Origin of the sequence: Cellvibrio chitinivorans (genome assembly GCF_035117775.1) — a bacterium.
In the GTDB taxonomy this organism is placed as follows: domain Bacteria; phylum Pseudomonadota; class Gammaproteobacteria; order Pseudomonadales; family Cellvibrionaceae; genus Cellvibrio; species Cellvibrio chitinivorans.
The window spans coordinates 153,915-177,473 of record NZ_JAYKKN010000004.1 but is presented as its reverse complement, the minus strand read 5'-3'; the positions used below and the strand labels follow the sequence as shown (position 1 = coordinate 177,473).

At 47.2% G+C, this 23,559-nt stretch carries 24 protein-coding genes; 11 read left to right on the top strand and 13 right to left on the bottom strand.

Going from position 1 to position 23,559, the window contains the following annotated elements; all coding sequences use genetic code 11:
* Nucleotides 1-105 precede the first annotated feature (105 nt).
* Nucleotides 106-1,851 carry an arginine--tRNA ligase gene (argS, locus tag SPL68_RS12705; protein WP_323815537.1) on the bottom strand — a complete coding sequence of 582 codons (1,746 nt, stop codon included), beginning with the start codon at nt 1,849-1,851 and terminating at the stop codon, nt 106-108.
* A gap of 145 nt (nt 1,852-1,996) precedes the next feature.
* On the opposite strand from argS, the gene SPL68_RS12700 reads away from it, so the two are divergent.
* The gene (locus SPL68_RS12700) at nt 1,997-2,776 is read left to right on the top strand and encodes an enoyl-CoA hydratase (RefSeq protein ID WP_323815536.1); all 780 of its coding nucleotides are present in this window, start codon (nt 1,997-1,999) and stop codon (nt 2,774-2,776) included.
* A 27-nt stretch (nt 2,777-2,803) separates the two neighbouring features.
* Entirely contained in the window at nt 2,804-3,622 is an 819-nt protein-coding gene (locus tag SPL68_RS12695) for an SDR family oxidoreductase (RefSeq protein ID WP_323815535.1), read from the top strand.
* Nucleotides 3,623-3,638: 16 nt separating this feature from the next.
* Here the strand turns inward: SPL68_RS12695 and SPL68_RS12690 are convergent, their stop codons facing one another.
* The 3 genes from SPL68_RS12690 to SPL68_RS12680 form a co-directional block, all read right to left on the bottom strand.
* A complete protein-coding gene (locus tag SPL68_RS12690; RefSeq protein WP_323815534.1) occupies nt 3,639-5,330 on the bottom strand; it encodes a carboxypeptidase regulatory-like domain-containing protein in 1,692 nt (563 codons plus the stop codon).
* A gap of 226 nt (nt 5,331-5,556) precedes the next feature.
* A complete protein-coding gene (locus tag SPL68_RS12685; protein ID WP_323815533.1) occupies nt 5,557-7,530 on the bottom strand; it encodes a carboxypeptidase regulatory-like domain-containing protein in 1,974 nt (657 codons plus the stop codon).
* 187 nt (nt 7,531-7,717) lie between these two features.
* Nucleotides 7,718-8,545, bottom strand: a complete 828-nt coding sequence (locus SPL68_RS12680; RefSeq protein ID WP_323815532.1) for a glutaminyl-peptide cyclotransferase — start codon at nt 8,543-8,545, stop codon at nt 7,718-7,720.
* 33 nt (nt 8,546-8,578) lie between these two features.
* Between SPL68_RS12680 and SPL68_RS12675 the strand changes: the two genes are divergently transcribed.
* On the top strand, nt 8,579-9,205 hold the full coding sequence (locus tag SPL68_RS12675; RefSeq protein ID WP_323815531.1) for a DUF502 domain-containing protein: 627 nt from the start codon (nt 8,579-8,581) through the stop codon (nt 9,203-9,205).
* 79 nt (nt 9,206-9,284) lie between these two features.
* Here the strand turns inward: SPL68_RS12675 and SPL68_RS12670 are convergent, their stop codons facing one another.
* The 6 genes from SPL68_RS12670 to SPL68_RS12645 all read right to left on the bottom strand — a co-directional run bounded on the left by SPL68_RS12670 (nt 9,285) and on the right by SPL68_RS12645 (nt 13,982).
* Nucleotides 9,285-9,692: a late competence development ComFB family protein gene (locus SPL68_RS12670; protein ID WP_323815530.1), complete on the bottom strand. Its 408-nt coding sequence runs from the start codon at nt 9,690-9,692 to the stop codon at nt 9,285-9,287.
* A gap of 68 nt (nt 9,693-9,760) precedes the next feature.
* Nucleotides 9,761-11,809 (bottom strand): bifunctional tRNA (5-methylaminomethyl-2-thiouridine)(34)-methyltransferase MnmC2/FAD-dependent 5-carboxymethylaminomethyl-2-thiouridine(34) oxidoreductase MnmC1, encoded by a 2,049-nt coding sequence (mnmC, locus tag SPL68_RS12665; protein WP_323815529.1) that lies wholly within the window; start codon nt 11,807-11,809, stop codon nt 9,761-9,763.
* Complete coding sequence (fldB, locus tag SPL68_RS12660; protein ID WP_323815528.1) at nt 11,806-12,342, bottom strand: flavodoxin FldB; 537 nt, start codon at nt 12,340-12,342, stop codon at nt 11,806-11,808. Before fldB ends, mnmC begins: the two co-directional genes overlap by 4 nt.
* Before the next feature lie 41 nt (nt 12,343-12,383).
* A complete protein-coding gene (locus SPL68_RS12655) occupies nt 12,384-12,830 on the bottom strand; it encodes a flavodoxin domain-containing protein (protein WP_323815527.1) in 447 nt (148 codons plus the stop codon).
* A 39-nt stretch (nt 12,831-12,869) separates the two neighbouring features.
* Nucleotides 12,870-13,334, bottom strand: coding sequence for a tRNA (uridine(34)/cytosine(34)/5-carboxymethylaminomethyluridine(34)-2'-O)-methyltransferase TrmL (gene trmL, locus SPL68_RS12650; RefSeq protein ID WP_323815526.1), 465 nt, complete (start codon nt 13,332-13,334; stop codon nt 12,870-12,872).
* A 114-nt stretch (nt 13,335-13,448) separates the two neighbouring features.
* Nucleotides 13,449-13,982 (bottom strand): glycine cleavage system transcriptional repressor, encoded by a 534-nt coding sequence (locus tag SPL68_RS12645; RefSeq protein WP_323815525.1) that lies wholly within the window; start codon nt 13,980-13,982, stop codon nt 13,449-13,451.
* Nucleotides 13,983-14,130: 148 nt separating this feature from the next.
* Here SPL68_RS12645 and SPL68_RS12640 point away from each other — a divergent pair, with 148 nt between their 5' ends.
* Together SPL68_RS12640 and rlmM are read left to right on the top strand one after the other, a co-directional pair.
* A complete protein-coding gene (locus tag SPL68_RS12640; protein WP_323815524.1) occupies nt 14,131-14,358 on the top strand; it encodes a YheU family protein in 228 nt (75 codons plus the stop codon).
* A 43-nt stretch (nt 14,359-14,401) separates the two neighbouring features.
* Nucleotides 14,402-15,454: a 23S rRNA (cytidine(2498)-2'-O)-methyltransferase RlmM gene (gene rlmM, locus SPL68_RS12635; RefSeq protein ID WP_323815523.1), complete on the top strand. Its 1,053-nt coding sequence runs from the start codon at nt 14,402-14,404 to the stop codon at nt 15,452-15,454.
* Here rlmM and SPL68_RS12630 read toward each other — a convergent pair.
* Nucleotides 15,451-15,825, bottom strand: coding sequence for a hypothetical protein (locus SPL68_RS12630; RefSeq protein ID WP_323815522.1), 375 nt, complete (start codon nt 15,823-15,825; stop codon nt 15,451-15,453). The genes rlmM and SPL68_RS12630 overlap by 4 nt on opposite strands.
* A gap of 137 nt (nt 15,826-15,962) precedes the next feature.
* On the opposite strand from SPL68_RS12630, the gene tusA reads away from it, so the two are divergent.
* The gene (gene tusA / locus SPL68_RS12625; RefSeq protein WP_323815521.1) at nt 15,963-16,196 is read left to right on the top strand and encodes a sulfurtransferase TusA; all 234 of its coding nucleotides are present in this window, start codon (nt 15,963-15,965) and stop codon (nt 16,194-16,196) included.
* A gap of 100 nt (nt 16,197-16,296) precedes the next feature.
* Here tusA and SPL68_RS12620 read toward each other — a convergent pair whose 3' ends face one another.
* Nucleotides 16,297-16,998, bottom strand: a complete 702-nt coding sequence (locus tag SPL68_RS12620; RefSeq protein ID WP_323815520.1) for a hypothetical protein — start codon at nt 16,996-16,998, stop codon at nt 16,297-16,299.
* Between the two features lie 95 nt (nt 16,999-17,093).
* Between SPL68_RS12620 and SPL68_RS12615 the strand changes: the two genes are divergently transcribed.
* The 3 genes from SPL68_RS12615 to SPL68_RS12605 are packed head-to-tail and all read left to right on the top strand — an operon-like array spanning nt 17,094 to nt 20,414.
* Nucleotides 17,094-18,356, top strand: coding sequence for a 4-phosphoerythronate dehydrogenase (locus tag SPL68_RS12615; protein WP_323815519.1), 1,263 nt, complete (start codon nt 17,094-17,096; stop codon nt 18,354-18,356).
* Nucleotides 18,349-19,485 (top strand): ATP-NAD kinase family protein, encoded by a 1,137-nt coding sequence (locus tag SPL68_RS12610; RefSeq protein WP_323815518.1) that lies wholly within the window; start codon nt 18,349-18,351, stop codon nt 19,483-19,485. Before SPL68_RS12615 ends, SPL68_RS12610 begins: the two co-directional genes overlap by 8 nt.
* The gene (locus tag SPL68_RS12605) at nt 19,485-20,414 is read left to right on the top strand and encodes a class I SAM-dependent methyltransferase (protein WP_323815517.1); all 930 of its coding nucleotides are present in this window, start codon (nt 19,485-19,487) and stop codon (nt 20,412-20,414) included. The genes SPL68_RS12610 and SPL68_RS12605 overlap by 1 nt, the downstream gene beginning before the upstream one ends.
* A 69-nt stretch (nt 20,415-20,483) precedes the next feature.
* Here the strand turns inward: SPL68_RS12605 and SPL68_RS12600 are convergent, their stop codons facing one another.
* The gene (locus tag SPL68_RS12600; protein WP_323815516.1) at nt 20,484-21,698 is read right to left on the bottom strand and encodes a pyridoxal phosphate-dependent aminotransferase; all 1,215 of its coding nucleotides are present in this window, start codon (nt 21,696-21,698) and stop codon (nt 20,484-20,486) included.
* 96 nt (nt 21,699-21,794) lie between these two features.
* Here SPL68_RS12600 and msrB point away from each other — a divergent pair, with 96 nt between their 5' ends.
* Together msrB and SPL68_RS12590 are read left to right on the top strand one after the other, a co-directional pair.
* Nucleotides 21,795-22,196, top strand: coding sequence for a peptide-methionine (R)-S-oxide reductase MsrB (gene msrB / locus SPL68_RS12595; RefSeq protein WP_323815515.1), 402 nt, complete (start codon nt 21,795-21,797; stop codon nt 22,194-22,196).
* Nucleotides 22,197-22,429: 233 nt separating this feature from the next.
* Nucleotides 22,430-23,557: an efflux RND transporter periplasmic adaptor subunit gene (locus SPL68_RS12590; RefSeq protein ID WP_323815514.1), complete on the top strand. Its 1,128-nt coding sequence runs from the start codon at nt 22,430-22,432 to the stop codon at nt 23,555-23,557.
* The last annotated feature ends 2 nt before the right edge of the window (nt 23,558-23,559 follow it).

Sequence of the window (23,559 nt, the reverse complement as noted above, 5' to 3'; positions counted from 1 at the left end):
TGTACGCAGCGGTGTGAACTGGGGAGGGTTTGTTGCGCTGGTAGTAGTGAAGGGATATTGATTGAGCCCGACTAAATCGGGCTCAAGTTTTACATCAAACCGGGCTTACATTTTTTCCATCACTTCAATGCCTAACAAATCCAGACCTTGAGCGATGGTTTTTGCGACTAGATGACATAAGCGCAAACGGCTGTCGCGCAATTCTGGTGCTACGCCTTCTTTCAATATTGGGCAGGCTTCATAGAAACTCATGTACAAGCTTGCGATTTCATACAAGTAAGTGCACAGCAAATGCGGCATAGCTTCGCGTGCGACTTGATCCAGCACTTCGCTAAATTGCAGCAATTTAATTGCCAGTGTTTTTTCCTGCTCTGTACCAATTAGCAGCGGGCTGGTGATCGACTCGGGGGTTACGCCTGCTTTACGAAAAATACTTTGCACGCGGGTGTAAGCGTATTGCAAGTAGGGGGCTGTATTGCCTTCAAAACTGAGCATAGAATCCCAGTTAAAAACATAATCATTGGTGCGTGTTTTACACAGATCTGCGTATTTAACAGAGCCAATGCCGACTTTGCGGCCAATTTCTTTTACTTCATCGGCATTAAGTTCGGAATTTTTTTCGCTTACCAATGCGGTTGCGCGTTCAACGGCTTCGGTTAATAACTCCGCCAATTTTACTGTGCCGCCGGTGCGGGTTTTGAAGGGTTTGCCATCGCTGCCCATCATGGTTCCGAAGGCCAAATGCTCAAGGCTTATCGATTCATCGACAAATTTTGCTTTGCGTGAAAGGGTAAATACTTGTTGCATGTGCAGCGATTGACGCGCATCAATGAAATACATAATGCGGTTGGCGTGCAAGGTATTTACACGGTAGCGCAGTGCTGCCAAGTCGGTAGTGGCATACAAAAAACCGCCGCCTTGTTTTTGAATAATCATCGGCGATGGATTGCCTTCTTTGTCGGCGAGTTCTTGCAGGAACACAACCTGCGCGCCGTCACTTTCAACTGCAAGGCCTTGATCCTGTAATTCTTTTACGACCGGGGCGAGGTCATTGTTGTAAAAGCTTTCGCCGCGTACATCGCCATCATTCAGGGTGACGTTAAGTTGCTGATAAATTTCAGTGCTGTGATGCAGGGAGATAGTTTTAAATTGCTCCCAAAGTTTCAGCATTTGTGCATCGCCAGATTGCAAACGCACAACGTAGTCGCGCGCTTTATTGGCGAAGGCTTCGTCATCATCAAAATGTTTTTTAGCTTGTTGGTAAAACACTTCCAGGTCTTTAAGTGCCATGGTGCCATCACCATTGCTACCCAACTGCTCCTCCAGTTCAGCAATCAACATACCGAATTGTGTACCCCAGTCGCCCACGTGGTTTTGGCGGATAACCTTGTGGCCTTGAAATTCCAGCAGGCGCGCAAGTGAGTCGCCGATGATAGTGGAGCGCAAATGGCCGACGTGCATTTCTTTGGCGAGATTGGGGCCTGAGTAGTCGATTACTACGGTTTGCGGATTGCTGACTTCTTCAACTTGCAGGCGCGCATCGGATTGCGCCTTGGCGATTTGCTCGCCTAACCACTCGGGCATGAGGTCGATATTGATAAAGCCCGGGCCTGCGACTTCCAGTTTTTCTGCGATGCCTGCTAATTCAGTTTCCAGTGCCGCGACAATCTTGCCCGCCAGTTCACGCGGGTTGGTGCCCATGGCTTTAGCGGCACCCATGGCGCAGTTGGCTTGGTAGTCGCCAAAACCGACTTTCTTGCCGGGGGCAATGAGGGCGGGTAGGTGATCGGGCACACCTACGGCGGCCATGGCAGTGAGGACTTTTTGGTTTAGCAGTTCGCGGATATTCATAGAGTAAATTCGGTCGTTTTCGCAGTATTTGGAGGAGGCGAATTGTACTAGCCGAGGGGAAGTGGTGCCATCTTTTATGCCGCAATTGAGTGTCTTGGCTATACTCAATCGACCTTTAAATCGCAGAAGCTACAAGGATTCGACCATGATAACCAGCCCAATTTCCGAGATTGTCACTCGACTTGAGGCGCGAGTGCTAACCCTGAGCCTTAATCGCCCCGAACGCAAAAACGCCCTGACCTTGGCGATGTACAGCGCATTAGCTGATCTGCTGAATACTGCTGATCAGGATGCCGAAGTACGTGTGATTGTGCTCACCGGAACCGATGAGTTTTTCACCAGTGGCAATGACCTGATGGATTTTATGAATGAGCCAGAAATTCATGAGCAACATCCAGTGGTGCGTTTTATTGATGCTCTGCGCCATTGCGCCACACCTGTGGTGGCTGTGGTGCGTGGCCATGCTGTCGGAATAGGAACAACAATGCTGCTCCATTGCGATTTGGTTTACATAGCAGAGGATGCACGTTTGCAATTGCCGTTTGTGAATTTGGGTTTGTGCCCGGAATATGCGAGCAGCTATTTAGTTCCTCGTTTGGTTGGTCAGCAAAAAGCGGCAGAATTATTTTTATTGGGCGAGCCTTTTTCAGGAGCTGAAGCGGCGGCTATGGGGATGGCAACTAAAGCGCTGCCTGCGTCTGAGCTAACAAGTTATGCCGCAGCCAAAATTGCGCGCTTGGCGTTACAGCCGCCGGGTGCTGTGCGCCGCAGTAAGGCGCTGCTGCGAGCGGCAACGCGCGTGGCGGTCGATGCTTCATTAAGTACGGAGTACGCGGGTTTTGCGGCGGGCTTGGCATCGGATGAATGCAAAGAATCTATCACCGCGTTTTTTGAAAAACGCGCACCGGATTTTTCCCGTTTTTAATTATCCATTTACTTATTTGGAATGCTTATGAATTTCTCATTCGATTTTAAAAACAAAAATGTGTTGGTTGTTGGTGGAACTAGCGGCATTAATCGCGGCGTTGCTGAAACTTTTGCAAAAGCGGGTGCGCGCGTTGCGGTTGTCAGTCGCTCACAGGAAAAAGTAGATGATACGGTGGCCGCGTTAAAAGCTGCTGGTGCGGCAGATGCACGCGGGTTTGCCGCTGATGTGCGTGAAGCTGAGTCGATTAAAAACGGTATTGCTGATATCGCTAATGTATGGGGAAAGTTGGATGTGGTGGTATCGGGCGCGGCGGGGAATTTTCCAGCGTTGGCGATGGGAATGTCGCCCAATGGTTTTCGCTCGGTTATCGATATAGATCTGCTCGGCACCTTTCACGTGATGCAAGCGATTTATCCGCATCTACAAAAACCTAGTGCGTCGATTATCAATATTTCTGCCCCTCAAGCTGAAATTCCAATGGCAGGGCAAAGCCATGTGTGCGCCGCTAAAGCGGGTGTGGATATGATTACCCGTTCACTCTGTTTAGAGTGGGGCGCAGAAGGCGTGCGTATCAATTCTATTATTCCCGGCCCGATTGATAATACTGAAGGTATGAAGCGCTTGGCTCCCTCGGATGCGCTGCGCACAGCAGTGAGAAAATCGGTTCCTTTGCAGCGCATGGGAACAACAGATGATGTTGCCAATGCCTGTTTATTTTTAGCATCAGATTTTGCAAGTTTTATCAGTGGTGCAGTGATTCCAGTGGATGGCGGCTGGGCGCAAGGTGGTGCGGCATTGGTTGGTGCGGGCTTGGCTGAGATGCTAAAAAAATCCCCGGCCTGAGCCGGGGATAGGTAGTTTATTCTGCGTAATGTTTAACTTTGTTTAACTTTGGTGCTGTTTCTGAGTCTCCTGATTTAAGGCTGCGTACACCCATCGCAGAGGCTCTTGCCAGAGAGTCACCATCACTAAATTGTTGTACGTTGACTACTGTGGTGTTGCCACCGCCATCTACTTGAATATTGAAAACATGCCAATATTCGGCAGTCTGATCACCAATGGCATCCGATGCTGAAAAGATATAAATGTTTCCGCGCAGGTTTAGTTCTACACGGGTTGGTGAGTCAGCAATAGTTCCATCGCCACTAAAGAGGTGTATAACATAACGGTAAGTACCTGCGTGCGGGAAGTCAGGGATGGTGACAACTTCCGGACCAAAACCGGTGGTGTCGTCCACATCCAGATCAAAGACAACACCATTAACTTCTTCACTCTTATTGGTGTAATCCACTTCATACTCTAGTGTTCCGGCAGCGTTAGGTATAAACCAATGGGAGTCCAGATCATCCGGGTTTTCGCCCCAGGTTAGGGTGATGGCTGCCGAACCTTCTGCCAGCTCTAAACAGGTAGAGACAGTTAGATCGCTAGTTTCGGTATCAGTGGTAATGGTATCGCTTTGGGTGGTGGCAATAGCGTTGAGCAAAATAGAAGAGTTGATGCGCACCGGAATCTCAAAACTACCGCTGGAATTACTGTAGGCAGTGCTTTGACCAATAAAGTCGCGCCCACTGGCAATGATGCGTACGTTTGATAAGGGGTTATTACTGGCGTTACGAATGCAGCCCGTAACATTAATAGTTTCATAGGCAAGGTCGGCATTCCAGGTGCTGAAGTGAGTAACTTCGCCGCGATAGAAATGTTTGTTGCCCACTGTTGTCAGAGTTGCCTCACCTTCTTTGATCCAGTACCCGGTGCTTTCATTAAAATAGTACAGAGGTACAGTCGCGGGAGCATCGCTTGGGCGTACGCCACTCGCGAGCGGGATGGAGATAGTAGCGCTGGTGTTTTCTGCGAGTTGCAGCAGATTGTCGTTCGCATCGCGAAAATTAATATCAATCGCGCCAAAAGATTCGATCAAACTGATTGTGCCGGTTTCAGTATCTCGTGCTTGATAGTTGCCAGGCATAATACCGGCGTCGCCGGATGGATCGATAATCGTTATGGTGGGAGTTATATCGCCGTTCACTGCGGTGCCATCGGCGTTGACTAATGCATTTGCCGGTAATTCGATTAATGCATCGTTATTAATAATCACGCTTGTAGCTGAATCGGCAGAAAACGCTGTGGTTGGATTGGCAACCAGTAGCAGGCTGGAGCGGTTTATGTTCGTTTGCGTGGTGAAGTTTGAAAGTATCTCGGTGCGAGTAGCAAAGCCGGTTTTTCTTATACTGAGTACAAAGCGGCTGTGTACTCCTAATTCTTCTACACTATAAGCGCCATTTGCGTCAGTCTGGGTGGTAGCACTCATTAATACGTTGTCGTTTTCGTCCAGTGCGGTCACGGTGATTTCAGCTTCAGCAATGGGCGTGCCGGTGTAATAGTTATTAACAGTTCCGGTAAGTGTCTCTACGGTAGTTGGAGCTACCGATGATGCGGCTCTGGAGCTGGAAGATCGACTGCTGGATTCGGTGCCAGGGTAAAGATCGCTGCTTCCGCCGCAGGCGGCCAATAAGCTGGTAGATAATAAAAGACAGAGTGTTATTGCTCTCATGAATAATTCCTTAAAAATCATACATTTCCAAACACGTATTCCAATCGCAATAGTCGCTGTAATTGGAGGTCGACAGGATTGTCGAGAAATTCAACAAACGTTGCAAGCCAAATAGCACATTAAATAAAAAAGGACTGAATCCGATGTAATACCGAATTCAGTCCTTCAATTATTCCTCCTGATGCCGAACCGCTTTTGGGGTGTTGTTCAGCCGGGAGTCGCCAGATCATTCCGCGTAATACTTGCGCTCTTTCTCAACTGGTTTTTGATCTTTTATGGTCCGCCCGGTTTTCATGTTGCGTGCCATCTGCAGGGTTGTTTCAGTTGAATCTTCACTATCGGTAAAGGTCTGTACGGTAACTACTCTTGCCGCACCAGCGTCATCCACCACAATATTGAAGACATGCCAATAGCTATCAGTGTGATCGCCAGTCGCTTCGCCTGGTGAAAACACGTGTACATTCCCGCGCAGATTTAATTCAACGCGTGCAGGTGAGTCGGTGATGGTTCCGCTGCCGCTGTAGAGGTGTACCAGATAGCGATAAGTTCCTGCGTGAGGGAAATCTGGCACTGTAACTACTTCAGGGCCAAAGCTGCTGATGTCATCTACATCAAGATCAAATACCACACCATTAACTTCTTTTGTTTCGTTGCCGAAGTAAAGTTCATGTTCGATATTTAATTCGGGATCAGGGATGTAGAAATGGGAATCCAAATCACGAGGGTTTTCGCCCCAAGTCAGTGTGATAGTGGCAGAGCTTTCAGCGAGTTGTAGACAGGTATCAATATTTGAATTGGTGTTGCCGGAATCATCGATGACGATGGTATCGCTCTGTGAGCCTGAAATAGAGGTGAGTAGCAAAGATGAGTCCATGCGAACTGGAATAACAAAGGTTCCCTCTGCATCGCTGTACGCAGTGCTTTGACCAATATAGCTACGACCACTGGCAACAATACGTGCATTCGCTAAAGGATTGTTATCGGCATCGCGTATACAGCCAGTGACATTCACTGTTTCATAAATACGGTCAGCATTCCAGGTGGTGAAGTGAGTGACGGTGCCACGATAGAAATATTGGCCATTCGCTTGAGTCAGTGTTGCCTCACCTTCCTGAACCCAATAGCCAGTGGTTTCATCGAAATAAAACAGGGGGATGGTGGTTGGGGCTGAGTTGGCACCATTGGCCAATGGAATAGAAATAGTCGCGCTGGTGTTATCTGCTAATTGCAACAGATTGCCTTGCGCATCGCGGAAGCTGGCATCGATTGCACCAAAGGATTCGATCAGGCTGATGGCACCGGTATCAGGATTGCGAACTTCATAGTTGCCCGGCATAACACTGGCATCACCCGATGGATCGATCACGGTTAGTGATGGGGTGATGGTTCCTGTTGCTACGCTACCGTTGGCGGTCACAAAAGCGTTTGCAGGTAATTCGACTAGAACATTGCCGTCAACTGTCAGGCTAGCAGCAGAGCTGGCGGAGAAGGTTTCAGTCTGATTGGCAAGTAATACCAATGCAGAGCGGGTGACATTAGGCTGCTCTGCAGAGTTAGAAAACACTTCGCTACGAGTGGAATAGCCTGCGCTCCATGCGTTGAGTACAAAGCGGTTAGAAATTCCCAGCCCTTCAACTGTGTAAGCGCCTGCCTCATTAGTTTGAGTGGTTGCAGTCATCAAGGTGGCGCCATCTTCGTCTACTGCGGTCACAGTAATCTGGGCGTTAGAGATAGGAGTGCCTGTGTGATAGTTGTTGATGGTGCCAGTGAGAGCTCCTAGCGCTACACAGCTAATATCAATATTGCTGATGTCTGTATTCAGAGTAATTTGTGCTGCACTATTCAGAGTACAGGTTTGGCGGAACGGCGTTTCGCTGAGCACCAATGAAACTTGCGTGCCAGCTGCCAATTCGTTGGGGAATGTAAATTCGCCGCTGTTGTTGAGTGTAAGGCTTTGATCGCCAGCTTGCAGTTTCAATGTGCCAGCCAAGCCAGTGACGTTACCGCCTAAAGAATAGAGCGATACAGCAACAGATGATGAAGATGCACTGGTAGAGAGATTACTGGAGGCTAGGCTACTGGCTGGCAGACTGGAGCTTGAAGAGCTACTGGAGTTGTTTTTTTTGCCGTCACTGCCACCGCCACAGGCGGTTAGCAATAGGCTGGTTGATAACACTAGACCGAGCGTTTTTGCTTTCATGAATAATTCCTTAAATAATACTTGTCCGAATGTAATCCAATTACGGGAGAGTGCTGTAATTGGAGGTCGGCGGAATTTTCAGGAAAACCAGAACTTGTTACAAGTTAAGGTACATTTATTTACAAAAAACTTGACCAAGATAACAAAATTTCTCCCATCTTCAGGAGGCGGAGTGAGTCTAGGAGAATTAATTATCGTTCATGCGAATCAAAAACATCTTTGGCCAATTTTTTCCCGTCACCCAAAATGCATTTCGTTTTTCATCCCAGGCGATGCCGTTCAATACTTGTTCGCTATTGGTCAGTTTCAGGTTTTGTTTCAGTGGCGATAAATCGATACGCTTTACTACATGCCCGTTCTCTGGATTTATTTTGACGATGTAATCACTATGCCAAATATTTGCCCAGATATAACCCTGCGCAAATTCCAATTCATTTAGTTGTGTAACGGCTGTGCCGGCATCGGTAACTTTTAATTCTTTTGTCACTGCAAAATCGCTGGTGTTATGAAAATACAAAGTGTCGCTGCCGTCGCTGCGGATCAGTTGTTTTCCATCTGTGGTTAACCCCCAGCCTTCGCCCTTATAACTGATACTTCTTTGATAGTTGAGCGTGGCCTTGTCGTAAATCAGCAGGGTTTCTTCCATCCAGGTAAGCAGATAAAGCTTATCGTCTACTAATGCCAAGCCCTCTGCGAAATAGCGTGCAGGAAGCGATTGCTTTTTAGTGAAGGGCGCTGAAATTTTTGCCCAAGTGCTTGCTGGTTCTGCTATCGGATAAGTTACTAAGAGCGACTGATTGTACAAGCCACTGCTTTCGTAAAAATGATCCCCATCTACCAATAAACCCTGCGTAAATAAGCTGGGTTTGTGAGTGCGTTCAGCCAAAATTTCAAACGCTGGTGAAGCGATGGTTGCTGGCGAAGTGATTGTTGTCGAGGTGTCGGCTTGTGCGGGCGAAAGGTTCGCTATCAACAGCAGGCTGGTGCACAATAGCGCGCAAAGAAAATGTTTCACTCTGGTTTCCATATTTTTAGAAAGGCTCACATCATGAAGCGTTTGCGTTCGTTTGTCAGTATTACCCTGATCGGTGGATTTATGGTGATCCTGCCAATCGCGATTTTTTTGTGGTTGGTGGAGTGGGTGTTGGGATTGGTACGGGAGATTATCCAGCCCTTGAGCGATTGGTTAGTAGAACAGACGGCATTTACCAATCAAATTGCAGATATTTTGGGCGTACTCTTATTGCTCTGCGGATTTTTTGTTATTGGTTTATTTATCAAAACCAGCGTAGGTGAATGGGTGCATGATCAGCTTGATGCCTGGTTAAAACGCTTGGCGCCCGGTTATAAAACGATTCGCGAAGTGGTATCGCAGTTATTAGGCGGAGAGGGTAATACCTCGTTATTAAAGGGGGAGGTTTGCCGCGCCTATTTAATGGGGCGTGATGCCGGTGTATCGGTTACAGCAATCGTGACTGCAAAACATGCGAATGGAGACTTCACTGTTTATGTTCCAACTGCACCTATCCCCACGTCAGGCTTTGTTTATCACCTGTCTGCTGCTTGCGTGGATTTACTGCCGCATATCGGGGTGGAGGAGGCGATGCGCACAGTGATCGCCTGCGGTAGTGGTTCTCAAGTGATATCGGAAATTCCGCCAGAAATTTCCAGGTAATTTAAGGCGAGACAAATTGCCCACTAAAAAGCTGTAATAAGGTTTTTTAGTGGGCATTTTTTTAGGGATTAGCAGAGCTTCAGGTCTTCTTTTTGCTGGATTTCACTTTTGCGGGTGTTTTTGCTGTTTTGGCAGGTTTATCTCCGCGCGTCGAGATGAGTGATACTTCAACCGGCGGCAGTTTGGGCGTTTCACCGCGCTCTCTACTTTCAACATAACTCAGCGCATCGCTCACCGCTTGACTGACTTTGCGCTCAATCTCGACAATATCCTGCGGCGACATAAAAAAAGTCATATCTACATCGTGGCGAATATAGCGCGGCGGCAACCGGTTGAGCGCCACGCAGGCTACATCGGCGAGGAAATCCCGGTCGCCTTGCTGAACTCGTTCACTCTGCGTTTGCACCTCTTGCACGACTAATCGCTCGTAGTAGTTGTGCAAAAAGTCAATGTCATCATCCGCAATGGGGTAGTGTTTGGTCAGCATGGCAGCACCTCTCTTTATGGAATGTTAAAGAGTATAGACAGGGATTTTGCCTTGCGTTTGTTCTTAATCTAACGCTTGTTCTTAATAAGGTCGCGAATTAAAAAGCGGGCAGGGTTGAGTGCATTAACCAGTGTGCGCGGCAAAGGCTGTATTTCCTGATTGATCTGCGCGGCAAGTAACTCAGCACATACCGGTGTATAAGCAAGGCCGCGTGAACCGTGGCCGATATTGATATACAACCCTTGATGATAGCTGCCGGTTTTGTTGATAGCCGCGCGGGCATTTTTGCGCAGTGGAGCAAAATCGTGTTCCATCATTTGCTCATGGGGAACGGCACCAACCAAGGGTAAATAGTCGGGCAGGGTGCAGCGAAAGGCTACTCGCCCCGCTAAGTTTTCCACATTGAGATTGTCTGCATACCAAGCCGATAAAAACTCCGGCAGCGGCTCGCGCAGATTCTCCAAATTAGTGCAATGGTCTTCAGCGCGCACTTCAGGATTGGTATCTTTTAAATTAAACGTGGCGCCTGTGCAGTGCTGGCCATTGACCGCCGGGCCTATGTAACCTTCACTGCAAATCAGCGTTTTTAATTTGCTGCTGATATCAGTTTCAGGCAGATAACTGATTTGCCCGCGAATAGATTTAATAGGCAGGTGCTGAGTGAACGAAAATGATTTTGCATCGCTAGCATTTGCAATAATCACCACTGGTGCGCGTAAATCAGATCGATTATTGATTTGCCAGCAATCGCCGTTGCGCTCCAATTCGATTGCGGCGCAATCTGTGATCAGAGTAATTGCAGGGTGACGAGTGAGTGATTCGCAGAGTTTACGTGGATTAATCCAACCAGCATTAGGGAAGTGCAATGCAGATTGTTTTAGTGTGACTCCTGCAATTTCACTTGCCTGTTGTGCATTTACAAATTGCACCAGCTCATCGGTAGCGGAAAATTTTTCGCGCAATTGCTCATGTAATTGCAATTCGGATTCTGAGTGAGCTAATTGCAATACTCCGCATTGCTCTCCTATTTCATTCCAACGATCTTGATAATAGGCTTGCGCAAATTGCAATGCGTGCAAATTAAATTCAGCTTGTGCTTCATTTTTGTGGGAGAGCTTGGCATAAAGCACACCCTGTGGATTGCCCGACGCTTCTTGCGCAAGTTCACTGTGCCTTTCTATTAGTGTGACTTTCCAGCCGCGTTCTGCCAGCGCACGTGCACTTGTGCATCCCGCTAATCCACCGCCAATTATTAGTGCGTGTTTTTCTGCAGTGATGCTTGCAGATGCATCAATCGTCCAAGGTACAGGGTAGGGGGAATAGCTACGTGCTTGCAGTGAATCTTGCAGATCAGCTACAGGTTCATGCTCCATGCAGGCTTTAACCATTTCGCGTTTACGCCCAAAGCCGGGTACTTTTTGAATGCTAAATCCGGCTAGTTTTAACCCTTGTTTAACAATCGCGGCGGCACTGAAAGTGGCGGCAGTTGTACCTGCATGGCTCAGTTGACGAATGACAGTAAATAAAGCATCACTCCACATTTGCGGGTTTTTTGCTGGAGCAAAACCATCCAAAAACCAGACATCGATTTTTGCGCAGTAGCCGGCAAATTGGGGCTGAGGAGTTGCGAGCAGCTGTGCAAATCCGGTTGCAGCATCATCAATTATCAACGTGAGTTTGATTCGCCCATCCATAAAATTCAGGCGATGAAAACCTGTGCCGATAAATACCGGATAGACCTCAATCAATTGCGATGTTAATTCGTGCAGTTCAGGCCAGAGCGCTAATGCGCGTTGTAAATCGGTTTTGGTTAATGGGAATTTTTCAACACTGACAAAATGCAGTTGTGCGCTAGTGGGTGCAGTTGAAAGCCACAATTGCCAGGCGGCTAAAAAATTTAGTCCGGAACCAAAACCGGTTTCGGCGATGGTGAAGTGATCGCCATCGCCAAGCTGTTGCCAGCGGTCAGCTAATTGATTGTGCTGCAAAAAAACATGGCGGGTTTCTTCCAGCCCGTTCGCGCGGGAGAAATACACATCGCCAAAAGCACTGGAAACAGGTTGACCATCTTCATCCCATTGCAATTGTGCGTGATGGATTGTTGATGGTTCACTCACAAACCGAACTCAGCAATAATTTGTGTGCACCATTGTTGAATGCGCGCATCGCTTAATTGGAATTCTGTTTCATCATCCAATGCAAGGCCAACAAAATATTGTTCATCAGGAGTGAGTGCTTTGGAAGCTTCAAATACATAACCTTCGCGCGGCCAATAACCGCAGGGAATTGCACCGCGATGTACTAACTTGCTGTGCAGATAACCCATTGCATCCAAAAACCATTCGGGGTAACCGACTTGATCGCCCAAGCCATAAATCGCGATCTTTTTGCCGCTGAAATCAATGCTATCCAGTTCATCCCAAATTTCTTCCCAATCTTCCTGTAATTCGCCGTAATCCCACGTGGGAATTCCAAAGATCAGAAAATCGTAAAATTGGGTTTGGATGATGGGTGTATCGGCGATATTAAAAACATCTACGCGATCTTCACCGAGTAAGGTATGTAACCCTTTGCGAATTTTTTCGCCTGCCATTTCGGTATAACAAGTGGATGTGCCATAAAACAGGCCGATGGTTTTGGTTTCACTCATATGGATCACTACATCTAATCATTATCAGTTGTAACAGCTTGCTAAAGCAGTTGCGCCCAGTTTTGCGCCCATTCGCGCGCAAGTGTGGCTGCATCGTCACCGCTGCTGGCATCTAATACTAAAGGCTCGCCGATACGCTGCGCGCCCAAATCTTCAAAGGCTGCATCCAGCATTTTGCCGGCATCATTAAAGGTCATGTAACTGCTATCGCCCAGATTAACCACGCCGTAGCGGCGGCCAGCGATGCGTGGGTAGTCGCGGGTGAGGTGCAAATAGAGCGGTTGAATGTTGTCTGGCAGGTCACCGGAACCGGTATTGGAGTGGCACAGCAGGATAATTTCTTCTGGATCGCGCGCTAAATCTTCTGCGCGCGCATAGGTATTCAAACTCACCTCGTGGCCGAGTTTGCCCAATTCTTCGCTCACTATTTCGGCCACTTGTTCGGCGCCGCCGTAAACGCTGCCGATAAAAATCTGGATTTTACTCATGGGATTCTCTCTGCGTTTTTTCGATAAATTTGTATGGCGTTAAAGCGCGCCAGCATACCCCAATTGGCGCCAGGCTTCATAAACCATCACCGCGACGGCGTTGGATAGGTTCATGCTGCGGCTATTGGCAGCCATAGGAATGCGCAACACTTGTTCGGGAGGCAAGGATTCGCGAATGCTCGCCGGTAATCCGCGCGATTCAGGGCCGAATAATAAATAGTCACCCGCTTGAAAGCTGGCATCGCTATGGCAATGCGTGCCTTTGGTGCTCAATGCGAAAATCCGGCTGGGTTTTTGTGTCTCCAAAAAATCGTCCCAGCTTTTGTGGATATTCACATCTTGTATGTCGCGGTAGTCCATCCCAGCGCGATTCACGCTTTTTTCATCCAGCTTGAATCCTAAAGGTTCAATCAGATGCAGCTGGCAGCCGGTATTGGCCGCAAGCCGGATGATATTGCCAGTGTTTGGCGGAATTTCCGGTTCAAAAAGAACAATATTCAGCATCTAGCGCGTCTCGATTGGATGGCAGGTAGGAAAAAGCGAATTATACAGAATGAAAAAGAGCCGCAGGTGCGGCTCTTTTGCGTGTTTTGAGCGGATGCAAATATCGAAAGGGGCTTAATTATTGCGCTCAGTAGAGGATTCAAGGCGAATATCAACTGCCAGCTCATCGGCAATTTTATCCAAGTGGTCATATAGCTCGTTCATATCGACTGATTTGGGCACCTCGATAATCCCGGTGGCCTCAAACAGCGGCTCCCCCGACCACGGCATGCTTGAACACGCCGTTTCCAGCTCGCCCATGTTAATATGCCGCACCGCAAAGGCTTGGGCGATTTCCCGCACTATGCCGGGTCTGTCGCTGCCGACTACGCTGAAATTGAAGTCGCGGCTGTCTGATTTGGTGGTGGTAAGTGCATCTTCAATGACGATTTTGAAGCCTTTGTCTGCCAAACTATTTAATGCTGTACGCAATTCGGCTTGATGAGTATCGGCCACAGCAATCTGAAGGATTCCAGCAAATTTCCCCGCAAGCTGCGCCATTCGGCTTTCCAGCCAGTTGCCATGATGATCGGTAATGGTTTGGGCGAGTTGTTCAACAACACCGGGGCGGTCATCGCAGAGAACAGTTAAAACCAGTTGTGTATTCACGGTGATTCCTTATTTTTGGGCAAAAGTATTTCTTGCTATAGCGAGTTAGAGTTAAAGGATAGTCGAAGATTACTCCGCTTGCGCTAGTCGAACAAGTCGAGCCTTAAATAGGCTGAAATTCCGCATAAAAAGAGAGAAATAAGTAGTTATGATTATTCCTTACGAGCAAATATCGAGCGACGCTTTACAGGGATTAATTGAAGAGTTTATTACGCGTGAAGGAACGGATTACGGTGTTGAAGAAGTTTCACTCAGCACGAAAGTTGAGCAAATCAAACAGCAATTAAAGCGTCGCGAGATAGTAGTGGTTTTTGATCCTGCGACTGAATCTGTGAGTATTTTGTCGCGTCGCGATGCAGAGTTGTTGGAGCAATAACTCGCAGTGACGGATAAATACGTTTAGCAAAAATGAGAAAATTGTGAATCATTTATTTTTACATTGTCGTGCCGGTTTTGAGAAAGAATGCGCCGCAGAAATTACTGATCTGGCCGGTGAGCTGGGTATCTATGGTTACAGTAAAACCAAAGATGCCAGTGCGTATGTAGTATTCATTACCCATGAGCCTAATGGTGCGGAACTGATCATTAAACAGTTGCGCTTTACCAAGCTGATTTTTGCTCGCCAATGGTTTGCCAGCGCAGGGCTGATCAGTGATTTACCCGTTACTGACCGCGTAACACCATTACTGGCTACGGCAGAAGCTTTGCCGCGTACAAAAGAATTGCTGATCGAAACTGTCGATACCAACGAAGGCAAAGAGCTTTCAGGATTAAGTAAAAAATTTACCGCACCTTTTGAAAAAGCGTTGAAGGCCAATAAGTTTTTTCAGGCTAATAGTGCGCTGCGATTGCATCTGGTTTTTATCTCAGGTACGCAGGCTTATTTAGGTGTTGCGCCAATTTATAACTCATCGCCTTGGCCAATGGGCATTGCGCGTTTGCGTTTACCAAAAGAGGCGCCCAGTCGCGCGACCTTAAAACTCGAAGAGGCTTGGCATCATTTTATTCCAGCGGCCGAATGGGATGAGCGTTTGGCGTCGGGCATGCGCTCTGTTGATCTGGGAGCTGCACCTGGAGGTTGGACTTGGCAACTGGTGCAACGTGGGATGTATGTTGAAGCGGTTGATAACGGGCCTATGGATAAAAACTTGTTGGAAACAGGGCAAGTTCTGCATATTTTGACCGATGGCTTTTTGTACGAGCCAAAAAAACCAGTGCAGTGGTTGGTGTGCGACATTGTTGATAAGCCAGCGCGCGTGACCAGTATGGTTATTAGTTGGTTCGCCAAAAAGCACTGTCGCGAGGCGATTTTTAATTTAAAACTGCCGATGAAACAGCGTTATCTTGAAGTGAAAAAGTGCGAAGAGCGTATCCACAAAGAGTTGGAAAAAGCCGGCTTTAGAGTGGAGATTCAATTCAAGCAGTTGTATCACGATAGAGAAGAGGTGACTGGTCACCTCCGCGTTTTTTAATGATATGCCGTGCGGTCGTGAAGGTCGGCCGCCGTATGTGCCAACACCCATTCGGTGAGTTGTACCCAGTCCTCGATCAGTGTGCGCATTAATGTCATGTGACTGGGAGGCAAATCGTTTTGCCTCAATGCTTGTTCACCAATATCGGTTAATACCGAAACAATTTTGCCTATGGTGTGCGCTTTGAGTGAATTTAATACTTCGGAGTTAAGTAACATTTCACCTGTGTAGGCCAGCTGTTGATCTTCGTAAGATACAGCGGTTGTGTGATCAATTGTTTGTTTGACTGCATGTGCCAGCAGTGGATGATTGTTTCGCAAGAGGCGAAAGGTCAGCTCCAGAGCTTGGCGACTAAATAAATCGGAGGGCATATAATCGCTTTTCGGTGTCCGGGTGATCAACGAATGATCTCTCGGTGGTTAAGTCTTTATCCTGATGTGATTTCCGTTCAGCTAATAATAGCAACCAGTTCGCTATTTGCTGAAAAGTTTATAGATGATTTAAAACTATGAATGATGTAATTGATAAAAGTTTGGATGCTTCAGGCTTGTTGTGCCCTGAGCCGGTGATGATGCTGCATAAAATAATGCGCGAAGCCGCAACAGGTAATCTTATCGAGGTAATTGCAACTGATCCCTCGACTCTGCGCGACATCCCAAAATTTTGTTTATTTCTTGGTCACGAATTGGTTGAGCAGAAAGAAAGCGACGATAAATATCTTTTTTATATTCGCAAAAACTAAAAATAATTTATCTCAAGGCTTTTTTCGTTATAGTTGCTTATTCAATTGCGCAAAAAAATAACGCCGCAATAGCGGCGTTATTACTAAGAAACAATTCAATTTATTCCATGCCATCAACCAGCATTGATATCGCGGCCATAGCCTCGGGATCTTCTGCTTTGATTTTATTGGCAATTTGATGTTGGAAAAAGTAGCGGAAGTTTTCGCTAGCCTGAGCCTCGTACAACGATTCATCACCCGGCAACACCGGTGTGCTGACTACTTTGGACGGGTCGCTGATCATGGCGTAAACGCTGCCATCAAAATGCAGGCTCCAGCTAACGACTTCAACTAGCGATAAACGCTTGCTATCCGGTATCGCCAGCACGGCGTGGGTGCCGATAGTGTCGGGCAATTCCTGAATAACATCATCGCCGCTGTCGCATTGGATTTCGTAATACTCCGCTGCAGTTTCCAACTCGATAATCTTGTGGATGGGTGCCTCAAAAAACAGCTCGTCGATACCCGGATCGTAATAGCCTTCCCAGTGACCGTTTAGCGGATCGCATAAATCAGGGCAGGGGACTATATCGTTAAGCCAAGGGACTAAACCGACAACTTCGCCGTTAGCGCGTAAACCCCAGCAGAGGATTTTCAGGCTGTAGAGTCGTTCGGAGCTGGTATCGTTTGAGTAGAGCATTTCCAACCCGTCCAATTCTGGCGCAAGGCGGATAAAACGCTCATCGTGAAGGGCTGAATAGGTTTTCCTGGTGAAGAGATCAACCACATTATCCATGTTGTGGCCAGTGTCCGAGATCTTCATAATACCACCCCCTTAAGTGAGGCAGATCCTGATGGAAAAATCAGGTGCCGAACGATGGTTTGAACGTCACCATCACTATATAAAGTATATGGTAAATGTCCAAAGCACAACTGCTATGGGCAACTTTTTCTCCCAATGGATTTATCCGGCTGCCGGCTTATCGCAAGTTGGGCTATCAGATGTCCATCTTCACAACTAAGCGAGCGATTATGAAAATAGTGGCGGATGAGAATATCCCACTGGTAGAGGCATTTTTTAGTCGATTAGGCGAGGTGGTTCGCTTGCCCGGTCGGAATATGACCGCAGCGGATGTCCGCGATGCCGATGCCCTGATTGTTCGCTCGGTAACCAAAGTCAATGCGGCTTTGTTAAATGGCAGTAAGGTGAAGTTTGTGGGCACCTGTACCATTGGCGTTGATCACTTGGATCAGGATTATTTGGATGTGAAGGCTATCGGCTGGTCGAGCGCTCCGGGCTGTAATGCCAATTCAGTTGTCGAGTTTGTCTATGCGGCACTTTGCCATTTGAATATCAATTGGCTGCCGGTGAAGTTCGGCATTATCGGCTGCGGGAATGTCGGCGGGTTGCTGTATAAGCGCCTTAAAGCGCAGGGCGTAGATGTACGTTGTTACGATCCCAATCTGAATCTCGCACAAAACTCTGATCTCACTAGTCTTGAAGAAGTGCTGGCATGCGATGTGATCAGCATGCACACGCCGCTGGTTACTACCGGACCGCATCCGAGCTTTCATTTAATTGGCCGTAATGAACTGCTGCAATTAAAAAAAGGTGCTGTGTTGATTAATTGTGGCCGTGGGCCAGTGATCGATAATCAAGAATTGTTGGATGTATTAAATGAGCGCAGTGATTTGAATGTGGTGCTGGATGTTTGGGAGCCAGAGCCAGATATTTCATTGGAATTGCTCGATAAAGTTCTGCTTGGTAGTCCGCATATCGCCGGTTACAGCTACGATGGAAAATTAAACGGCACTGAGATGATTTATCAAGCGTTGTGCCGTCACCTCGATCAAAAACCGAAATCTTCTCTTGCTGAATTGGTACCGCCGCTGGCGAATAATCAATTGCGCGTTGATGCAAATATCGATCAGCCCAATAATATATTTACTATCGTCAAAGCGTTGACTAAGCAGGTTTACGATATTGCTGCTGATGATGCTCGTCTGCGCGCGTTGGCAGCAAATGCACTCGCAGGTGAAGTCGTTTTTGGTGAAGGCTTTGATGGCCTGCGTAAGCACTACCCGGTGCGCCGTGAATTTCATAATTATCAAGTCCACTTGGAAAATATCAGCGAAGCAGATAAACACTGGCTGCAAGTATTAGGTTTTCACTGTGTTTAAGCTTGGTTTGATCATCAATCCCTATGCGGGTTTGGGTGGTAGTGTTGGTTTAAAAGGTTCCGACGGCGATGACATTCGCACTGAAGCCTTGGCTCGCGGTGCCGAGCCGCGAGCGCAGCAACGAATGCAGCGCGCGTTACAGGTCATTGCCAACTTTCAAGATCAAGTTGAAATTTTTTGTTTCGCTGGCGATATGGGTGAAGCCAGTGCGCGAGCATTGGATTTTGTTACTCATGTGGTAGGCGCTGCACAACAACATCCGAGCGGTGCTGAGGATACATCGGCTGCGGCCAAAGCACTCATCGCACAAAATGTAGATTTAATTTTGTTTGCGGGTGGTGATGGCACTGCGCGTGTCATTGCTGATGCAGTTGGCGTATCCCAGCCAGTGTTAGGTGTACCCAGCGGCGTAAAAATGCACTCTGGTGTTTATGCAAATGCGCCTGAAGCTGCGGGAGAAATTCTTAAACAATTACTAACCGGAACCCTGGTGAATATTGTTGAGCGCGATGTAAAAGATATTGATGAAGATGCCTTCCGCAATGGTCAGGTGCGCGCACGTTTTTACGGTACTTTGTTGGTGCCGGAAGACTCCCAGTTTTTGCAGCAAGTCAAAAATGCCGGCACTGAGCGCGATGAATTGGCGCAGTTGGATGTTGCGCAGGAAATGATTGAGCAGTTGCAGCCAGATACGCTGTATTTGGTTGGCCCGGGCTCAACCACTCATCTTTTTCTGCAAGAACTGGGGCTGGACGGAACGCTTTTAGGTGTTGATTTGCTGTTGAATAATGAATTGATTGCAACTGACCTAAGTGCGACTCAAATCACCGCGCAGCTTGATCAGTTTTCTGGCCCGGTAAAAATGATAATAACTGCAATTGGTGGACAGGGGCATATTCTCGGACGAGGCAATCAGCAATTCACGCCAGCAATTCTGCGCCGCATCGGAAAAGAAAATATTCATATCATCGCCGCGCGCGGAAAAATTCTCGCACTTAATGGCCGCCCTCTGCTGGTGGATACGAATGACCCAGAATTAGATTTGGCATTTGGTGGTTATCGCCCGGTAATCACAGGTTATCGCGAAACGATTATGTATCCGGTTGGATATGGAGTGGGCGAAGTCTAATGCACATAATTATTGATCGCCTTGTAGAGCTTGCAGAAAAAATCCGCACGCAAATGGAAATCGATAGCTACCGTATATTTCATGGTCGCGGACGTAGGTTTCCAGATTTGGAGTTTGTGACGGTTGATTATTATCAGCCTGCTATTTTAGTTACGTTATTTTTTGAGCCGCCTGCGAATTGGTTGGATCAATTGGTGGCGAATATTAAACCGCTATTTTCATATGAGAGTACGGTTTTAGTGGTTCAGCATCGTTATTTACCCAATGCGCCAAGTGAAATACTCTGGGGTGAGTTGCCAGATGCGCTTTATGCGCGTCGAGGAAATTTGCTCTTTAATTTGCATCTTGCACAGCAGCAAAATTCCGGTTTCTTTTTGGATATAGAACCCGCTCGACAATGGCTTGAGTTACATGCAAAAGATAAGCGGGTGTTAAATTTATTTGCTTATACCTGTGCTTTTTCAGTAGTGGCGGTTGCTGCGGAAGCTGAAAAAGTCGTGAATGTAGATATGAGTAGTGCAGCCTTGAATCTGGGGCGAGCCAATCATCAGCTTAATAATCTGGCAAAAAACAAAAGCGAATTTGTTGCTGAAAATATTTTAAAGTCATGGAGTCGCGTGAAAAAACCGGGGCCTTATGATCTGGTGGTAATTGATCCGCCCTCGTATCAAAAAGGCAGTTTCATCGCAGAGAAGGATTACGCTAAAGTGGTTCGCCGTTTGCCAGAGTTGATGCCAACTGGCGGTTTGGTGTTGGCTTGTTTAAATGCGCCGGAATTAAGCGAAAGTTTCTTAAAGCAGCAATTTGAAGAGCAATGCCCGCAAGCGGTATTTATAGAGCGCATTAAGCCGCATGCTGACTTTCCGGATATTGATCCAGAGCAACAGTTGAAACTCTTGGTTTACCAGCTGCCGAGTACCAGTGAATAACACATAAAAAAACCAGCGAAAGCTGGTTTTTTTATGTGTTGAAATTGCAGAAAAGTTAGTGCGACTATTTTACTGAGAGTAGCGCGATAGGAAGTTGCCGAAGCGCTGAATCGCTTTGGTTAAATCATCTTCACGCGGTAAAAATACGATGCGGAAGTGATCGCGGTTGGGCCAGTTAAACGCTGTACCTTGTACTAACAATACTTTTTCTTGCAGCAAAAAATCCAGAATCATCTGCTGATCATCTTTAATCTTGTACATGTTCAAATCCAGTTTGGGGAACAAGTACAAGGCGCCTTTTGGTTTCACGCAAGATACGCCGGGAATTTCAGCCAGTGCTTTCATTGCTGCATCGCGTTGGTCGCGCAAACGACCGCCGGGAATAATCAATTCGTTGATGCTTTGATAACCGCCCAGCGCTGTTTGAACCGCATACATCGCCGGTACGTTTGCACACAGACGCATGGATGACAGCATCTCCAAACCTTCTATGTAACTGCGTGCGCGATGCTTTGCACCGCTAATCACCATCCAGCCAGAGCGGAAGCCAGCCAAGCGATAAGCTTTGGATAGGCCGTTAAACGTTACACAAAGTACGTCCTGCGCCAATTTACCCATAGGGATAAATTGCGCGTCGTCGTAAAGAATTTTGCTGTAAATTTCGTCGGCAAAAATAATCAGGTTGTGGCGACGCGCCAGCTCAACAATCGCCTCTAATAATTCACGACTGTATACGGCACCGGTTGGGTTGTTGGGGTTGATGACCACTATGCCGCGGGTTTTATCGGTGATTTTGCTTTCGATATCAGCAAGGTCAGGGAACCAGTCCGATTGTTCATCACAAAGATAATGACGAGCTTTGCCGCCAGCGAGATTTACTGCAGCAGTCCAGAGTGGATAATCCGGTGCAGGCACCAGAATTTCATCGCCATTGTTCAGCAGAGCTTGCATCGCCATGACGATCAATTCGCTGGCACCGTTGCCGAGAATAATATCTTCAATATCAACGCCGGGAATTTCCATGCGCTGACATTCATGCATGATCGCTTTACGCGCGGCGAATAAACCTTTGGATGCGGTATAGCCCTCGGCGTTGGCGAGGTTGTGAATGACGTCCTGGATGATTTCATCCGGCGCCGAAAAACCGAATGGGGCAGGGTTGCCGATATTCAGTTTCAGAATGCGGTGGCCTTCTTCTTCGAGGCGATTAGCGTGTTCGAGTACTGGGCCGCGAATGTCGTAGCAAACTCCATTGAGTTTGTCGGATTTCTTAATCGGGTTCATTTGCAGTAAGATGCCTTGAATGCGGTCGTGCGTGATTGCGGTTGAAAAACACTCGAATAATCGACCTTAACTAGTTGATCTGTCAAGGAAATCCTTATGGCTGATAACGAAAACCTGACCGATGCGAATTGGCGGGAAAAATTAACCCCTGAGCAGTATCGAATCTGCCGTGAAAAAGGCACCGAACGACCATTTACTGGTGAATATTGGCAAGAATTTAGTGCAGGTGATTATCGTTGCCGTTGCTGTGGTGAACTCTTGTTTGATGCAGATACCAAGTTTGATGCAGGTTGTGGCTGGCCCAGTTTTTATGCACCAGTAAATAAGGTGGCTATTCGTGAATTAATGGATACCAGTCATCATATGTTGCGCACCGAAGTGATTTGCCGCAACTGCGATTGCCATCTGGGGCATGTGTTTACCGACGGCCCTGCGCCTACTGGATTGCGCTACTGCATCAATTCAGCGTCTATTTTATTTGTGCCGGATGAAAACTAGCGGATGCGATATTTATCGCTAATTGCGCTTTTATATTTTTTGCACAATCTCTTCAAAAAGTTGGATTTTGTAAACAAGTGTTAAATTAATAAGATTGCATCAACTGACCATTATTCTTTGCTTTTATCTATGTGCCTTCAAGTGACTAATCACGGTTACTTGCGGGCGCATTTTCGTTATGTCGCTACCAAAATCATTCAAACAATAGCGATATTTACTCTCAGGGAGACTCCATGAAGCTAACTCATCACCGTTTTTCCGGTAGATCAAACCCGTTGCGAGCCTTGGCAGTTGTTTGGCTCTTTTGGTCTGCTTTTTCCTGTGCCCAGTCAACGGGCGATAGCGCCGTTGAGGTAATCGTACAAGCCGCCAGCATCGAACAACTAACCACAACTATTGAAGCGCTAGGTACATTGCGAGCAAATGAGTCGATTACGCTCACATCCAATGACACCAAGAAAATCACCCGCATTAACTTTGAGGATGGGCAGCGGGTAGAGAAAGGGCGAGTGCTGGTGGAGATGACCAGTCGCGAAGAGTCGGCCTTATTAGAAGAGGCGCGTTTCAATGCCGATGAGGCAAAAAAGCAGCTCGACCGCGTAAGACAATTGGCCAAACAGGGAGCTGCATCGCAATCCCTGCTTGATCAACGTGTGCGTGAATATGAATCTGCGCGTGCGCGCTATAACGCAACTGAATCGCGCTTGAAAGATTTGGTTTTGGTTGCGCCGTTTTCAGGTGTGGTGGGTTTGCGTGAAGTGAGCGTTGGGGCATTGGTGTCGCCGGGCGATAAAATTACGACGTTGAATGACGATTCCAAAATGAAATTGGATTTCACTGTGCCGGCTATTTATATGCGCAGTTTGTCAGTGGGATTGCCCATAGTTGCAAAAAGCCGCGATTTGGATAACAAGCAGTTTCATGGTGAAGTACTTAGCATTGACAATCAAATTGATGCTGTTACCCGTTCAATTAAAGTGCGCGCGATACTGGATAATAAAGATCATGAATTAACCCAAGGCATGTTGATGCTCGTCGATTTAAAAGCATCTTCCCGTGCTGCGCTGCTTATTTCTGAATCTGCGTTGGTTCCATTTGGAAGTAATAACTTTGTTTTCGTATTAAAGGAAGATGGTAATAGCCTCAGTGTTGACCGTCGTCAAATTACCATCGGCGAGCGCCTTGCTGGATCAGTGGAAGTGCTGAATGGGCTAAGTGAAAACGATAAGGTCGTTACTCACGGATTACAAAAAATTCGCCAAGGGCAAAAGGTGAAAGTGCTGGCTGAAGAGCAGCTCGCGCTAAAAAAATCTGTAGACGATAAATCCGTATCTGATTTTATAAAACAAAAAAATAACTGAGG

Bases quoted from the DNA above. Each gene is read 5' to 3' on its own strand.
- tusA (WP_323815521.1), top strand. From the start codon at position 15,963: ATGAATGATGTAATTGATAAAAGTTTGGATGCTTCAGGCTTGTTGTGC.
- SPL68_RS12615 (WP_323815519.1), top strand. From the start codon at position 17,094: ATGTCCAAAGCACAACTGCTATGGGCAACTTTTTCTCCCAATGGATTT.
- SPL68_RS12600 (WP_323815516.1), bottom strand. From the start codon at position 21,698: ATGAACCCGATTAAGAAATCCGACAAACTCAATGGAGTTTGCTACGAC.
- SPL68_RS12675 (WP_323815531.1), top strand. From the start codon at position 8,579: ATGAAGCGTTTGCGTTCGTTTGTCAGTATTACCCTGATCGGTGGATTT.
- SPL68_RS12605 (WP_323815517.1), top strand. From the start codon at position 19,485: ATGCACATAATTATTGATCGCCTTGTAGAGCTTGCAGAAAAAATCCGC.
- msrB (WP_323815515.1), top strand. From the start codon at position 21,795: ATGGCTGATAACGAAAACCTGACCGATGCGAATTGGCGGGAAAAATTA.
- SPL68_RS12620 (WP_323815520.1), bottom strand. From the start codon at position 16,998: ATGAAGATCTCGGACACTGGCCACAACATGGATAATGTGGTTGATCTC.
- argS (WP_323815537.1), bottom strand. From the start codon at position 1,851: ATGAATATCCGCGAACTGCTAAACCAAAAAGTCCTCACTGCCATGGCC.
- SPL68_RS12630 (WP_323815522.1), bottom strand. From the start codon at position 15,825: ATGCCCTCCGATTTATTTAGTCGCCAAGCTCTGGAGCTGACCTTTCGC.
- trmL (WP_323815526.1), bottom strand. From the start codon at position 13,334: ATGCTGAATATTGTTCTTTTTGAACCGGAAATTCCGCCAAACACTGGC.
- SPL68_RS12655 (WP_323815527.1), bottom strand. From the start codon at position 12,830: ATGAGTAAAATCCAGATTTTTATCGGCAGCGTTTACGGCGGCGCCGAA.
- SPL68_RS12640 (WP_323815524.1), top strand. From the start codon at position 14,131: ATGATTATTCCTTACGAGCAAATATCGAGCGACGCTTTACAGGGATTA.
- SPL68_RS12695 (WP_323815535.1), top strand. From the start codon at position 2,804: ATGAATTTCTCATTCGATTTTAAAAACAAAAATGTGTTGGTTGTTGGT.
- SPL68_RS12690 (WP_323815534.1), bottom strand. From the start codon at position 5,330: ATGAGAGCAATAACACTCTGTCTTTTATTATCTACCAGCTTATTGGCC.
- SPL68_RS12670 (WP_323815530.1), bottom strand. From the start codon at position 9,692: ATGCTGACCAAACACTACCCCATTGCGGATGATGACATTGACTTTTTG.
- SPL68_RS12700 (WP_323815536.1), top strand. From the start codon at position 1,997: ATGATAACCAGCCCAATTTCCGAGATTGTCACTCGACTTGAGGCGCGA.
- fldB (WP_323815528.1), bottom strand. From the start codon at position 12,342: ATGAGTGAAACCAAAACCATCGGCCTGTTTTATGGCACATCCACTTGT.
- SPL68_RS12590 (WP_323815514.1), top strand. From the start codon at position 22,430: ATGAAGCTAACTCATCACCGTTTTTCCGGTAGATCAAACCCGTTGCGA.
- SPL68_RS12685 (WP_323815533.1), bottom strand. From the start codon at position 7,530: ATGAAAGCAAAAACGCTCGGTCTAGTGTTATCAACCAGCCTATTGCTA.